The organism is Desulfosporosinus sp. OT (assembly GCF_000224515.1).
In the GTDB taxonomy this organism is placed as follows: domain Bacteria; phylum Bacillota; class Desulfitobacteriia; order Desulfitobacteriales; family Desulfitobacteriaceae; genus Desulfosporosinus.
Genome location: NZ_AGAF01000153.1, coordinates 1 through 12,732 on the forward strand (window position 1 = coordinate 1; position 12,732 = coordinate 12,732).

Consider the following 12,732-nt stretch of genomic DNA (forward strand, 5'->3'; position numbering starts at 1 on the left):
TCCGGCAAAATCATAGGTCCGGCGCAGCATGGCCTGAACTTTGGCCGTCAGAACGCTCAGGTCAAAAGGCTTGGCAATAAAATCATCACCGCCCATATTGATGGCCATGACGATGTTCATATTATCGGAAGCGGAGGAGATAAAGATGATGGGTACCTTGGACACCTTGCGGATCTCACTGCACCAGTGGTAGCCATTGTAAAAAGGCAGCGCAATGTCCAGGAGCACAAGATGGGGATTGTAGGAGACAAACAGAGACATCACCTGCTCGAAGTCCGTCACACATTCCCCTTCCCACCCCCAGGTCCCGATATGTTTTTAATCGCTTTTGCAATGACGGCATCGTCTTCAACAATCAGGATCTTATGCATGAAACAGCCCCTCCCTATTCACGATACTATTCTATCATGAAAGATGGGTGATAAAAAACCGGCCCCTGGCTCGCCGTATGAAGTTCTTCATCATAAGGAGCTTTACTGACTGCTAAGATCAGCTTGTTAATATTGAATGTTAAAAGTAACATCTCTAATTCTCAGGCTATCTGTGATTAGAGATGTTCGCCAATATTTGTTTTAATCCATTTCAAATCCACAGGTTTAGCTAAATGTTGAAATCAAATAGTCTTTTGCATATAAACAACGCTGAAAATGCTGTCGAGTTTTTTCCCAATATCATTCAGTTTCCCAACCAATTCAAATCCATGTCTTTTATGAAAGGCAATACTATCATCGTTTCTGGAAGATATTTCTGCGATAATATTATGAATACCTAATTCATGGGCGTCTTCCTCCAGCTTTGCCAAGCATTGTGTCCCAAGACCCTTACCGACATATTCTTTATCAATGAAATATGTAATTGTAGCCGTTGCCTTAAATGTTGAAAACGGGCTGTATGGATTCAGCGAACAGAAACCTACGACTTTATTTTGATTGTTTTCCAGCAGTGCATATGCACTGAGCCCCTCTGATTTTTTCATCAGCATTTCATAAAACGGTTCCGGGAGCACAGTGGCAGGAAAAGCAGCGGTGCTTCCGGCAATGTAAAAATTAAAAATTTCCATTACCGGTTTCTGATGTTCAATACTCATTTTTTCAAACTTAATATTCATTTTACCCTCCTATTTTTTTATCCAACTAATAATCAAAATTATAATATGGAATTGCCAAAGAGGAAGGGCTACAATTGTATGTAGTATAATTTGATGGAGATGGCGATGGAGATGAAAACATGCCTATAAACTCATTTGATGATTACCCCATGTCATTCAAGCCAGATAGAGCTGATTTAAGTCCACCCATCTATCTGTCTTTATCACTTGCTCTTGAACAGGAAATTATAAGCGGCAAGCTGCCACCGCAGCGAGAATTGGCTGATTTTTTGGATATAAACCTCGGCACCGTCACAAGGGCATATAAAACCTGTCAATTAAAAGGAGTGATTTATACTGTTAAGGGAAAAGGATCATTTGTCAGTCCGAATGCCAAATTTTCATCCGGCCAATTATCTGAAAATATTTTTGTTAATAAAAATACTCAGATAGAATTAGGTATAATGAGTCCTTTTTACTCTGTGGACAATATAACGCTGGCGGCTGCGCGCGAGGTAATAAACAGTCCAGAGGCGACCCGATTATTAAGGTACGGTACTCCCCGCGGAATGGAAAGATATCATCTTCATCCACACAGAGAACAGATTACCTTCGCTTCGGGCAGTCAAAACGCTCTAAATATTGTTCTGGCTGCTCTGTTTGATTACAGGGATAAAATTGCAGTGGATGAATACACTTATCCAAGCTTTGTTGGGATTGCTAATCTTCTGAACATTAAGCTTTTTCCGATTAAAAATGATGATTATGGTATGAATCCTGAGGAATTAGGTAAAATATGCCGGCTGAACAAAATACAAGGCAAGACCTGAACAGGGCCAAACCCTATTGCAATTTACCCTAACGAGAAAATCAAAAGTATATGCTATGTTAAAAATGTTATAACACGCCCCAATATTATTATTGGAGACTACACCTACTATGACGATGTTAACGGTGCTGAGCGGTTTGAAGAGCATATCACGCACCATTACGAATTTATCGGAGATAAGGTTATTATAAGAATGATGTTCTTTAGTCTCTTTAGTTAGGAACTAATACCCAAATTACAATAAAGATGACGACAGCCATTATTCTGTTAATTATTAAATACAGTTCACTCGGCTCGGCGTTTTTAAATTTCCAGCCTTCAGAAATCATCCATGTAATTCTAGGATTTATTATGGTAATAAGTAGAAATACACTTGCAATTATTTTAATAAATCCAGGCGCTTCAAATTCCTCCCCGCTTTTTCATTCCTTAGTACCCAACTGATATTAAACGCCAACTACATCTATAGGAATTGCTTCACCATTCTTGAAAACTTTTATAGTGTCAAATTTTTCTGACAACTTAATCTTATAAATCAACATGTTCTCAATTTTTTGAGTATAATTCCAATCATCAGCCAGTTCTTCATTAAAACTAATTTTAAGTGTATGTTCTTGTTCTTCTATTTCAAATTCTACATCTGTGAAAAAAGATGCTCTGTCTCCTTGATTAACATTAATTGCATTTAAAAAGAGGTAGTCGTAGTCATCATTGTCAAAATTACTAGCATATAGATAGACGCCATTTTTTTCACTAGTTGTATCAATAAAATTTTGAACTCTCTTAGGGATATCTTGTCTCACGACTTTAGAAAACTCCGAATCGGATTCTTTATTGCACTCCAATGTAGTAGCAAGCACCAAACAGAAAATCAGTAGTAAATAAATCATCTTTCTCAATAAATTCTCACTCCTTCTTTGAGGCAAATATTCTTACTACGAAGAAATACTGTAGATTCTTTTCGTCCGCGCCAAGGCTGGTCTTTTCTCTATATTACTACATTTACTTTCTAAATTGGTATAATTGGGGATAATATTCTTGAACAACAATTTAGACGAAAAAGACAAAATACAATGCGTCAGAACGCTAGAACTTTGACCGTCAATAATATTGAATACAATCAAAAAAGGAGTAAGAAAATGTCTTGTAAATCAGTAAGAAAGTTATTAATAGGGATATTGGTGATTTTCTTAATAGCTTCTTTAATAGGCAAATTTATGGAATGTTTAAGGTCGAAGGTGCCGCCGCTTTGTATTTTCAATTCGATCTGAAAGAAGGGCAATCTCTGGCAGATATTAAACCGGAAAATAAGGTCCTTCGCATGATCCTGACTTATCCTGAAATATTGGATGATTCGCTCTGAGAAAATCATCATAGGCTAAGATTTCGGAAAAAACCCCGGCACGCTTCACGATTGCCGGGGTTTTTTTGGCGTTAATTCACAGTAACAACAGGTCGGGCCTCAATATACCCTCTATACCCCATCGGGGCAAGTTGAAATCTCGGTGCTGCTTCAGGTGCCCAGTTAAATCCGTAAATTTTAGGGTCAAATTTTTCAATGTGCTGCCAAATTTTGCCGATTTCCTCCATGAAGTCATCATCGTTATAAGGTTCTCCCTGAAATATCATCATCTGGCATGGCGGCAGCTCAATCAGATCATATCCGTCCGGAACAGCATTGTTGTAGGCAAGGGGCACTTCCACGCCCTGTACATATTGGGAAGTACCATCTTTTATCAGGTTTTCCGGCAGCCACATTCCAATGGGTTCATAAATTGCTTCTTTAACACTTGAAAGCATTGACCACACATCACAGCCGACTTCCTCGCAATAGCCAAAATAATCCGTTGCTTTGATTCCCCGCTTTAGAAGTACCTTTCTGGCAGGACGTTCAATAATTTGCACAAATACGGTTTTGGTTGCTTTTTTCTCACTCATAGTCATTCCTCCTTTATGCAATGCTCGGAAGGTATCGAAAACTTTTACAGGTATAAAAAGTTGAATGGGCGGGGTGTTTTGACTATATCTTTTAGGGGGTAAGCCAAACTCTTTGGCAAAAGCACGGGTAAAGCCTTCGTGAGAGTCAAAAACAAAATCCAGGGCAACATCGATTACTTTTCGTTCCTGATCACGAAGAACCAGGGCTGCTCCGGTTAGTCTTAAAGCCCGAATATAGTCAAAGGGGGTTCTCCCAGTTATCTCTTTAAAAATTCTCGCTGAGTGCCAGGGAGAATAACCGGCTGCATTGGAGAGTTGCTTAAGGGTAATCTCTTCAGATATATGGTCCTCAATATAATCCTGCATTCTTTGCACTGCCCTGATTCCTTCAACCTGATTCATTTTCTCACCTCCCGATATATAGCATAAATCAAAAGGAGATGTAATTCTTGACCTGAATTGCTAGCAAAAACAATCACTTTAGATTCTTTGAGCATCTCCGCAGCGAATTTCGAACAAATTTGCAAGCCTTTTTTTATTAGAGGAATCCTCAAGGAGTCATCCTATTGAAGATTATTTTTATAGTTGTACCTTTGTTGAACTGACTTTCTATTTTAATTTCCGCATCATGAATTTTGGCAATTTCTGCACATATTGCCAGCCCCAGACCTACCCCGCCATTAGCCTTTGATCTGGATTTATCCGCTCTGAAAAACGGCTCAAAAACCTGGGCTATGTCTTCTGCAGAAATACCGATTCCCCTATCTTGAATTTCCAGAATAATTGTTCCTTCAGTACCCCTATGCCAGCTTAGGACATACAAATGAAACAGGAAGTGCAGCGCCTACTCCCCTTGATCCCACAACTATTCCGAAGTTTGTGAACCAATTTTCTGTCCCGCCGGTCTTTATGCCGACGGTTGTCAAGCATTCGGTCAGCGGTAAAATCAAAAGCCACGACTATAGGGTCACAGCCAGCCGGTTCACCCAGCAAATTCTGCCCGAGGGTTTTCCGGCAACAACCGTCTGGGGTTATGGCGGCAAAGTCAGGATTCCTGAAACCAATGAGATCATACCCGATTTCAGGTCTACACCCAGTCCGACCTTTGAAGCCAAAAGGCACATTCCCATCAATGTACAATGGTGCAACAACCTAACCGAACCCCATCCGTTGGCTGTAGATCCTACTCTGCATTGGGCTAACCCCAATAACATGGAAATGCCTATGCCCCCCTTCCTGCCGTTTCCGCCGGGATATCCTTTGGCCCAAAGTCCCGTCCCTATGGTGCCCCACTTGCACGGCGGAGAAACTGAGCCATCATCTGACGGATTCCCGGACGCATGGTTTACTGCCGGGGAAGCCATAACCGGACCAACCTTTATTAAATCCCGCTATCATTATGCTAATGAGCAGGAACCGACGACTTTATGGTATCATGACCATACCTTAGGCATGACCCGGCTTAATGTCATGATGGGACTGGCTGGTTTCTATGTATTACGTGACCCTCAAAATCCCCTTGATGGAAAGTATTCCGTGTTGCCGCAGGGCAAATTGAGCTGCCCATGGTCATCCAGGACAGATCCTTCTATGACGACGGCTCCTTGGCCTATCCCAGTAAGGGAGTCGTTCCCAATGTTCATCCCTACTGGATACCAGGGTTTTTAGGTAATACGATTATTGTGAATGGCAAGGTCTGGCCTAATTTAAATGTCGAACCCAGGCAATACCGTTTTCGGATTTTGAACGGATCGAATGATCGTTTCTATAATATGGTCTTCTCAAATCCGATGCCGTTTGTGCAAATCGGCACAGATGGCGGCTGCCAAAACCTGTTCAGCTCGACTCCCTGCTCATAGCTCCTGCCGAAAGAGTTGACATCCTTGTAGACTTCTCCCAGCTGACACCGGGCACAAAACTGATTATGACTAATACTGCCAATGCTCCCTTCCCTAATGGGAATCCGCCTGATCCCCAGACAACGGGACAGATTATGCAATTTTAGGTGCAGAGCAAACCCGCTGTCATACCCCCGCCATTGCCGAAAATCCTGAATACTCTCTACCCGCTCAAACGTGACAGTAAAAAACGCACCTTGACCCTCTATCTGGTTTTAGGTCCCACAGGACCCTTAGAATTTCTGCTGGACGGTCAGAAATGGCATATGCCTACCTCCGAACTTCCCTTAGTAGGATCTACTGAGGACTGGCAAATCATTAACCTGACGGGAGGGGCTCATCCGATTCACATCCACTTAATTCAGTTCCGGTTGATCAGTCGTCAGGCCTTTTTGGTAAACAGATATACAACCGACTGGTTAACCCTAAACGGTGAGCCTCCCCTTGAGCATCCAACTAAAGTACTGCCTGTGGAACCCTACCTCCTGGATGGACCGATTAACCCACCGGCTCATGAAAATGGTTGGAAAGATACAATACAAGCCTATCCGGGACAAGTAACTACGATCAGGATTCGCTTCGCCCCGCAAGACGAGGTGGTTTCAATCCCCGGCATTAACCAATTCCCCTTCAATCCTGCCGCGGAGCCAGGTTATGTTTGGCACTGCCATATTCTTGACCACGAAGACAATGATATGATGCGTCCCTACAAAGTCAGAAATCCGCGGGAAGATTGTTAGAGGCTGTTAAAGCTCCGAAAGCATTGTGCACAAATACAACGGAGGGTTGAATTCGAGCATGAGACCTGAAGGCCGCCTGAACGAAAACAGGATGCTCCGCGTTAAAGGCGAAGCACCCTGTTTTCGTTTTCATTACTGAATTTGCTTATCTATAAATATCTGTAATTGTTGTATCGCTTCCTTCCACCATTCACCAAATAATTCAACAACTATGCCAAAGGGCGGCAGTCAGTCTTAAAAACTGCTTGGCGCCCTTTTCTGTTTTCCCTGCGGCTCAGAGAACAAATCAATCGATACTTAAACGCTGCAGATAAGAATGCTCCCGGATCAGCTTGCGGTATTCGGCAGGCGTCATCGCAGTATGCTTTTTGAACTCCCGAATAAAATGGGCCTGGTCAAAATAACCTGCTTCCATGCCAACCTGGGTCAGATGCCCCTCCTGATGGTGGTTGAGTAGATTAATGGCGTTTTGAAATTTCAAAATTCTTTCAAAGGTCTTGGGGCTGAGTCCAATGTACTGCTCGAATAACATGTTGATGTACCGTGCTGAGTAACCGGTTTTCTCTGATAATTCCTGTATCTTTATGCAGCCCATAGTGGAAATTATTGTATCCTTTAAGTAACCAGCAAGCTGTTGGCGGCTATTCCCCGAAGAAAAACAGGACACTTCATTTAAGCTTGCGGAATAATCCTCCAGAAACAGGCGGATACACTGCTGCCAGTCCTGCGTCTCTTCGATTCGTTTCACAAGGTCTTTATTTTTGAGGAGGTAGATAAGATCGGTTTCCAGCCCAATGAGATCCTTCATTTGAACTTTCAGATTCGCAGGCAGAACACCGGGCATGAATCGGATGCCGAAGTATTCGTGTTCTTTTTGATTATTTATAAGAGTCCGTTTCAATACTGTGCCGCACGCTCTCGGATGAACACCGGAACTGTCTTTCTCGAAATAAATGTCTACACACCCATCCGGGATTGCACTGATATTGCCAAATTCATCGCAATTGTAACAATAGTGGTAGAGATGGGCGATTCCATTGCTCATCACGATTCTTTTATGATATTGGTAGGTAGCAAATACGAAATAAGGCTGTACCGGTTTCATGTGTTCACCTTCCTACACACACTTACTTTAAATAAAAAAATAGATGGCTGAAAAACCTATACTTCAATGCCTGCTTGGGACAGATGCTCCTCTAATGGTGGTTGAGCAGATTAATAGCGTTTGGAATGGCGGCCGAAGACACTTGGGAAACCATCTTAACAAGCTTTATAAGAAAACAGGTACAAAAATGCGGACGCATCTTTGCACCTGTTTCTTTCTCTAAAATATCGTCCGCAGAGAAAATTGTCAACAGGTCATTGGCATTTTTTTAACCTTAGCCCAGATCTAGCTGTGGAACAGGTGTGCGGAAGCCCTTAGTTAAGATAAACAGATAGATCACACCCGCTGCGAGCCAAGTAAAGCCTACTATATGTGCTGCCGTTCCAAGATTTATAAAAATACTTCCTGTAACAATCAGCCCGATCAGCGGGGAAATCAGATATTGCAGCGCGTGTCTTACCGGGTTGCGCCCTCTGCCTTCTTTATCCAGCCTATAGAATTTCCAGATAACAGAAATATTAAGCAGAATAAATCCGAACAAAGCGCCGAAGCTGACCATTGTGGTAATAAGATCAAGCGAACAGAGCAGAGAAATTGGTGTGATGACCAATCCGACAAAAGTAATCGCAACAAACGGAGTCTGGTGCTTTTGACTAACATAGGACAGCTGCTTGGGCAGAGCGCCGTCCCGCCCCATCGCAAACAGCACGCGTGCCACAGCGGCCTGTGAGGTTTGGCAAGTCGCCACACCAAAAGAAAGAACTAGGACGATAGTGGTAAACACAGTGAGCCACTTGCCGCCGACAAAGCTGACAATATCAATAAATGCAGAGTCCACCTTCAGGTTTTGGTAATTAGGGTAAGCCATGCCGGCTAAGAAAGTAATGGCTATAAAAAGACCGCCGCTGAGCAAAATAGCCCAAATAATAGCGCGTCCGACGGATTTTTCCGGGTCGACGGTTTCTTCGGCGAGGGTACTGATTGCATCAAAGCCAAGATAGCTTAGAATAACGATACCGGTCGTTTGCAGAACACCGGAAAGCTCAAAGTGCCCCGGATTGTAGAACGAAAGGGTATTAAAGTGAATCGTACCGGCCATCCATAAATGAATTGTGCATGCGACAAAGGCCACAATCACCAGAATCTGCAGTGCGAACAAAATCCAGCTGCACTTTGACATTAGGTTTACGCCAAGGATATTCGTCACTGTGCTGAAGATGATGAAAGCCAGGGCCCAGATCCAGGTGGGAACCGTGGGAAGCAGCGCATTGGCAAAGGAGCTTCCGATAATTACGACTGTGGCGGGCATCAAAAAATAGTCCAGCAGAATAGACCAGCCCGTTAAAAAACCCAACTGCGGCATAGCGCCTTTCTGAACATACAGATAGACCGAGCCTGCCAGGGGATATTCCCGGGCCATAGAGCGGTAGCTCATGCCGGTAAACAACATTGCTGCCATCCCGATCAGATAGCAAAGCGCTACCATGCCGTTAGACGGTCCCAGGTAAACACCGTACATTGCGGCCGGTGCCAGCGGGATCATAAACACCAGTCCATAGACGACCAGATCCTTGGTGGACAGTGTTCGTTTTAATGTAGAATGTGTACTCATTAATTTATCCTCCTTTTCTCAGCCGCGTGCAGTAAAATCCAGCCTTGCCACACACCGCTGCACGATTTTAGGCTAAAAAAATAGACAAAGGGGCTGAAATGCTCTTAGTCCAGACCCCTTTGTCTGTCATATCAAATACAAATGTTTATCTGGCCTTAAAACGATCATACCGGAGATCGCTCAGGTCCAGTGTCAGTTCGCTGCCGGTTGCCAGTTCGGAAAGCAGCATACCAACCGGCGGCGCAATACCAAAACCATGCCCGGTAAAGCCACAGGCAACGATCAGGCCCGGAACTTCCTCGACAGGGCTGATCACCGGCACGTGATCGGCGCAGGAATCTATCCAGCCGGCCCAGGTACGAATGATCTTAAGATCCGCGAGAACCGGAAAATAGCTTAGAATGCCCCGGCACGCTGCAGAAGCACTGACCGAAGAGCTGACAGTCTTGCCTGGCTTAGCATAGGGCTCCAGTCCTGAATTCGTGCCGAATACAAAGGAGCCATGCGTACTTTGATGGCCGTAAAAATCGGCTGCCGCTGTACCCAGCATCTGATAGAACATTGGCTCGACTGCTTCGGTGACCAGGGTTTCCAACAGGAGCGGGGTCATCGGTACGTCGATGCCGACGGTGTTCAAAATAGGGCGGCTCTCCATACCGGCAGCAACAATAATCCGGTCTCCTTCAAACACATTGTTCTGAGTGACGACTTGCCGTGCCGCACCCTGCAGTTTGCGGATTTCCGCGACCTTTTCGCCGGTAATAAAGCGAGCACCTAACTGCCGCGCCCGGCGATAGAAGGCCAGGGTTGCCAGCAGCGGATTGGCATGCCCATCGGTCGGGCACCAGCTTGCGCCCAGCACGGAATCTGAAAGATAGGGGCAGATTTCCCGCGCTTCCACTCCGGAAATCATTTTTACATCCAGACCGCATTGAACCGATCTCTGAGTAAGTACCTCCAAAATCTTGAGGTGGGCTTCCGTTTTACCCAGGCGCAGGTTGCCCTCTTGATAGTACTCAACATCGACACCGAGTTCATCCTTTAAGTTTGGCCAGATATGTCGGATACCGTACATGACGATGGGCAGCTCACGTGGATCGCGCCCTGACTGCCGGACGCCGCCGCCGTTTCGGGACGAACCGCCGTCGCCAATACTGTCGCTGCCCTCCAAAACGAGGACGCTAATTCCTTTTTTAGCCAGGTAGTAGGCAGTGGCACAACCAATGATACCTGCACCAATGATCAAAACTTCCGCGTGGTTACTCATGCTGATCACCTCCTAAATCCCGAGCTAGTATCCGCATTTCAATCGGACGCATCGGCGCTCTTGAGGCTGCCGGTTCCAACTCAGACGGCGTAACGCCAAGTTCGGAGGCCACAATGGCCTTTACCAAGCGGGAACAGGTTTGTCCCTGACACAATCCCATGCCGGTACGGAGATAGCGCCGGATCTCGGTCAGGGTGAACATACCGTCATGCACCGCGCTGCGAATCTCACCTTTGGTGATTTCCTCGCAGCGGCAGATAATCAGATTGTCATCGGGCGCAGCTGCAAAGGCGCCAATTTCCTTCGTTCTGTCTTTTGCCATGCGTCTTACACCTCCGCCTTGTAGAATCGTGCTTTCATCGCCATATCACGCGGCACTTTTATGGTCAGTAAATGAGTTTTATCAAAAGCCGGAGCACTCCGGACCTGCACAACCTCGGCCGTGCAGACTTTCTGCCCGTCTCTGCCGAGGGCGAAGCCCTTGTCGCCTTCGGGGGGAAGCGGAAGGAATTCATAGGGCAGGGTAACCGTTGCATAATCTTCTGCAAAATCTTCGTTAACGAGGAAAATTGCCTGTCCGGAGCAGGAAGCAACGCACATTCCGCAGTCTATGCATGTTTCGGATTCGTCGACCACAGGCAGCGCGGTGATTTGACTGCCGATGCGGATACATTTCTTGGGACAGGCATCCTGACAGGGATTGCAGGGGATATTCTGGGTACATTCAATAACAGGATGAACGCCTTTTTGCTTTGTCACGCCAGGATAGCGGCTGATTTCATCCTCCGCGATAAAGCCAACCCTAAGCAGGTTTTCGGAGATGGCGCAGCCTTCCTCAGTTTTGGTGATTGTTTTGCCGCGGCTTTCTGGAGCGAACATGCCTTGCCGCAGACTGGACAGTGCGGGTTTCAGTTCTTGTACCTGCGCGTTAAGGGCTGTTTTATCGATAAAACCCAGCCGGTAAGCCGCCGCCACGCCGGCAATGCGCCCTTCAATCATCGCGGAGCTGGCCTCTTCGATTCCGGAAACATCGCCTGCTGCGAAGATACCGGGTACAGAGGTCTCGCCGAATTCATCGACTACAGGAACATAGCCGGCCTTGCGGGGATTATCTTCCATAGCGCAGTAGGCCATATCGGCTAGCTGAGACATGGGGGAAAGCCCAACCGCCAAACAGATCGTATCGACTGCCAAGTGCTTTTCCGTACCCGGAATGACTTGGCGGTCTGCGCCGACCCGGCCGATTGTTACGCCGGTTACCTGAACAGAGCCTTCGGCCTTGACGATGGTGTGTTCCATATAAAAGGGTACACCGCAGCGCGCTATTTTCGCCGCATGGACACCATAGCCGCCGACACGCGGTGCCATGTCGCAGACGGCCACAACCTCGCAGCCGGCCTGCAGCAGCTGATAGCTGACAACGAGGCCGACATTGCCGCTGCCCAGCATCAGCACACGCTTGCCGGGCAGAACGCCGTGCAAATTCATCATGGTTTGCGCCGCACCTGCACCAATAACACCGGGCAGTGTCCAGCCCTCAAAAGGCACCATATTTTCGGAAGCGCCGGTGGCGATAATGATAGTATCGGCCTTGAAGTGCCGCACATCGCTACCAATTTTCACCGTGATTTCTTTTTCCGGAAACAGTCCGATGACGACGGCGTTCAGAACGACTTCTACGCCGGTTTCCGCCGCCTGAGCAAGCAGATCTTCGCCGATGCGAAAGCCACGAATCTTGGCCTTATGCTCCTTGGCGCCAAAGAATTTATGGATTTGCTTAAACAGCTGTCCTCCCGGTTTGGCGTTTTCATCAAAGACCGCAACGGCAAGCCCGCGTTTGGCCGCCTCAATGGATGCGGATAACCCGGCGGGTCCCGCGCCGATCACAATCAGATCGTAACGTTTCATGCGGAACCCTCCTTGCGCTTGCCGGATATGCCGTACTGGGTTTCCACATTCATACCTTCTGTCAGGGGGGTGACGCAGGTACGGATATTCGGTTTGCCGTCCACGATCATGACGCAGTCCGTACAGCGGCCGATGGCACAAAATATGCCGCGGGGTTTGTTTTCTTTCTTGGAATAGCGGTGTACCATCACACCGGCGGCACGCAGTGCCGAGGCGATCGGCTCGCCTTCATAACCTTCCATGGGCTTGCCGTTATATGTGAACGTGATGAGCCGCCCCCTCTGCGGCGCTCCCAAAATTGGATGCTCCTCAATACGCATCATCTCATGTCCCCTTTCTTTTTCGCAG

14 protein-coding genes and 3 pseudogenes are annotated in these 12,732 nt (G+C 46.4%); 4 read left to right on the forward strand and 13 right to left on the reverse strand.

Translation table 11 applies throughout. From position 1 onward, the window contains the following. The 3 genes and pseudogenes from DOT_RS14080 to DOT_RS14085 all read right to left on the reverse strand — a co-directional run. A pseudogene (locus tag DOT_RS14080) lies at positions 1-371 on the reverse strand (response regulator transcription factor); the annotation flags it as partial. Between the two features lie 26 nt (positions 372-397). Next, positions 398-523, reverse strand: a complete 126-nt coding sequence (locus tag DOT_RS32415; RefSeq protein WP_009619929.1) for a hypothetical protein — start codon at positions 521-523, stop codon at positions 398-400. Positions 524-613: 90 nt separating this feature from the next. Further along, positions 614-1,108: a GNAT family N-acetyltransferase gene (locus DOT_RS14085; RefSeq protein WP_009619931.1), complete on the reverse strand. Its 495-nt coding sequence runs from the start codon at positions 1,106-1,108 to the stop codon at positions 614-616. A gap of 119 nt (positions 1,109-1,227) precedes the next feature. On the opposite strand from DOT_RS14085, the gene DOT_RS14090 reads away from it, so the two are divergent. Next, positions 1,228-1,917, forward strand: coding sequence for an aminotransferase class I/II-fold pyridoxal phosphate-dependent enzyme (locus DOT_RS14090; protein ID WP_009619933.1), 690 nt, complete (start codon positions 1,228-1,230; stop codon positions 1,915-1,917). Between the two features lie 15 nt (positions 1,918-1,932). Then, positions 1,933-2,106, forward strand: a pseudogene (locus DOT_RS31870) (acetyltransferase); the annotation flags it as partial. Positions 2,107-2,128: 22 nt separating this feature from the next. Here the strand turns inward: DOT_RS31870 and DOT_RS32725 are convergent. After that, the gene (locus tag DOT_RS32725) at positions 2,129-2,305 is read right to left on the reverse strand and encodes a DUF6199 family natural product biosynthesis protein (RefSeq protein WP_083824113.1); all 177 of its coding nucleotides are present in this window, start codon (positions 2,303-2,305) and stop codon (positions 2,129-2,131) included. Between the two features lie 57 nt (positions 2,306-2,362). Continuing rightward, complete coding sequence (locus tag DOT_RS14095; RefSeq protein WP_242833838.1) at positions 2,363-2,806, reverse strand: hypothetical protein; 444 nt, start codon at positions 2,804-2,806, stop codon at positions 2,363-2,365. Positions 2,807-3,138: 332 nt separating this feature from the next. Here DOT_RS14095 and DOT_RS31080 point away from each other — a divergent pair, with 332 nt between their 5' ends. Beyond that, positions 3,139-3,279: a hypothetical protein gene (locus DOT_RS31080; RefSeq protein ID WP_009619940.1), complete on the forward strand. Its 141-nt coding sequence runs from the start codon at positions 3,139-3,141 to the stop codon at positions 3,277-3,279. Positions 3,280-3,350: 71 nt separating this feature from the next. Here the strand turns inward: DOT_RS31080 and DOT_RS14100 are convergent, their stop codons facing one another. Together DOT_RS14100 and DOT_RS14105 are read right to left on the reverse strand one after the other, a co-directional pair. Then, positions 3,351-4,256, reverse strand: coding sequence for an AraC family transcriptional regulator (locus DOT_RS14100; protein ID WP_009619942.1), 906 nt, complete (start codon positions 4,254-4,256; stop codon positions 3,351-3,353). A gap of 148 nt (positions 4,257-4,404) precedes the next feature. Further along, positions 4,405-4,677: an ATP-binding protein gene (locus DOT_RS14105; protein WP_009619945.1), complete on the reverse strand. Its 273-nt coding sequence runs from the start codon at positions 4,675-4,677 to the stop codon at positions 4,405-4,407. A gap of 44 nt (positions 4,678-4,721) precedes the next feature. Between DOT_RS14105 and DOT_RS14110 the strand changes: the two are divergent. Next, positions 4,722-6,492 (forward strand): annotated as a pseudogene (locus DOT_RS14110) (multicopper oxidase). A 286-nt stretch (positions 6,493-6,778) separates the two neighbouring features. On the opposite strand, the gene DOT_RS14115 reads toward DOT_RS14110, so the two are convergent. The 6 genes from DOT_RS14115 to DOT_RS14140 all read right to left on the reverse strand — a co-directional run bounded on the left by DOT_RS14115 (position 6,779) and on the right by DOT_RS14140 (position 12,704). Continuing rightward, positions 6,779-7,597 carry a helix-turn-helix domain-containing protein gene (locus tag DOT_RS14115; RefSeq protein WP_009619951.1) on the reverse strand — a complete coding sequence of 273 codons (819 nt, stop codon included), beginning with the start codon at positions 7,595-7,597 and terminating at the stop codon, positions 6,779-6,781. Between the two features lie 274 nt (positions 7,598-7,871). Next, positions 7,872-9,209 (reverse strand): APC family permease, encoded by a 1,338-nt coding sequence (locus DOT_RS14120; protein ID WP_009619955.1) that lies wholly within the window; start codon positions 9,207-9,209, stop codon positions 7,872-7,874. A gap of 145 nt (positions 9,210-9,354) precedes the next feature. Further along, on the reverse strand, positions 9,355-10,476 hold the full coding sequence (locus tag DOT_RS14125) for an FAD-binding oxidoreductase (RefSeq protein WP_009619957.1): 1,122 nt from the start codon (positions 10,474-10,476) through the stop codon (positions 9,355-9,357). Then, positions 10,469-10,798 (reverse strand): (2Fe-2S)-binding protein, encoded by a 330-nt coding sequence (locus DOT_RS14130; protein ID WP_009619959.1) that lies wholly within the window; start codon positions 10,796-10,798, stop codon positions 10,469-10,471. Before DOT_RS14130 ends, DOT_RS14125 begins: the two co-directional genes overlap by 8 nt. A gap of 5 nt (positions 10,799-10,803) precedes the next feature. After that, the gene (locus DOT_RS14135) at positions 10,804-12,384 is read right to left on the reverse strand and encodes an FAD-dependent oxidoreductase (protein WP_009619961.1); all 1,581 of its coding nucleotides are present in this window, start codon (positions 12,382-12,384) and stop codon (positions 10,804-10,806) included. After that, positions 12,381-12,704 (reverse strand): (2Fe-2S)-binding protein, encoded by a 324-nt coding sequence (locus tag DOT_RS14140; RefSeq protein ID WP_040412252.1) that lies wholly within the window; start codon positions 12,702-12,704, stop codon positions 12,381-12,383. The genes DOT_RS14135 and DOT_RS14140 overlap by 4 nt, the downstream gene beginning before the upstream one ends. Positions 12,705-12,732: the final 28 nt, after the last annotated feature.

What these genes read in the sequence shown, in the direction of transcription:
- DOT_RS32415 (WP_009619929.1), bottom strand. Translation starts at nt 523, where the DNA reads ATGTTACTTTTAACATTCAATATTAACAAGCTGATCTTAGCAGTCAGT.
- DOT_RS14085 (WP_009619931.1), bottom strand. Translation starts at nt 1,108, where the DNA reads ATGAATATTAAGTTTGAAAAAATGAGTATTGAACATCAGAAACCGGTA.
- DOT_RS14090 (WP_009619933.1), top strand. Translation starts at nt 1,228, where the DNA reads ATGCCTATAAACTCATTTGATGATTACCCCATGTCATTCAAGCCAGAT.
- DOT_RS14095 (WP_242833838.1), bottom strand. Translation starts at nt 2,806, where the DNA reads ATGATTTATTTACTACTGATTTTCTGTTTGGTGCTTGCTACTACATTG.
- DOT_RS31080 (WP_009619940.1), top strand. Translation starts at nt 3,139, where the DNA reads ATGTTTAAGGTCGAAGGTGCCGCCGCTTTGTATTTTCAATTCGATCTG.
- DOT_RS14100 (WP_009619942.1), bottom strand. Translation starts at nt 4,256, where the DNA reads ATGAATCAGGTTGAAGGAATCAGGGCAGTGCAAAGAATGCAGGATTAT.
- DOT_RS14115 (WP_009619951.1), bottom strand. Translation starts at nt 7,597, where the DNA reads ATGAAACCGGTACAGCCTTATTTCGTATTTGCTACCTACCAATATCAT.
- DOT_RS14120 (WP_009619955.1), bottom strand. Translation starts at nt 9,209, where the DNA reads ATGAGTACACATTCTACATTAAAACGAACACTGTCCACCAAGGATCTG.
- DOT_RS14125 (WP_009619957.1), bottom strand. Translation starts at nt 10,476, where the DNA reads ATGAGTAACCACGCGGAAGTTTTGATCATTGGTGCAGGTATCATTGGT.
- DOT_RS14130 (WP_009619959.1), bottom strand. Translation starts at nt 10,798, where the DNA reads ATGGCAAAAGACAGAACGAAGGAAATTGGCGCCTTTGCAGCTGCGCCC.
- DOT_RS14135 (WP_009619961.1), bottom strand. Translation starts at nt 12,384, where the DNA reads ATGAAACGTTACGATCTGATTGTGATCGGCGCGGGACCCGCCGGGTTA.
- DOT_RS14140 (WP_040412252.1), bottom strand. Translation starts at nt 12,704, where the DNA reads ATGCGTATTGAGGAGCATCCAATTTTGGGAGCGCCGCAGAGGGGGCGG.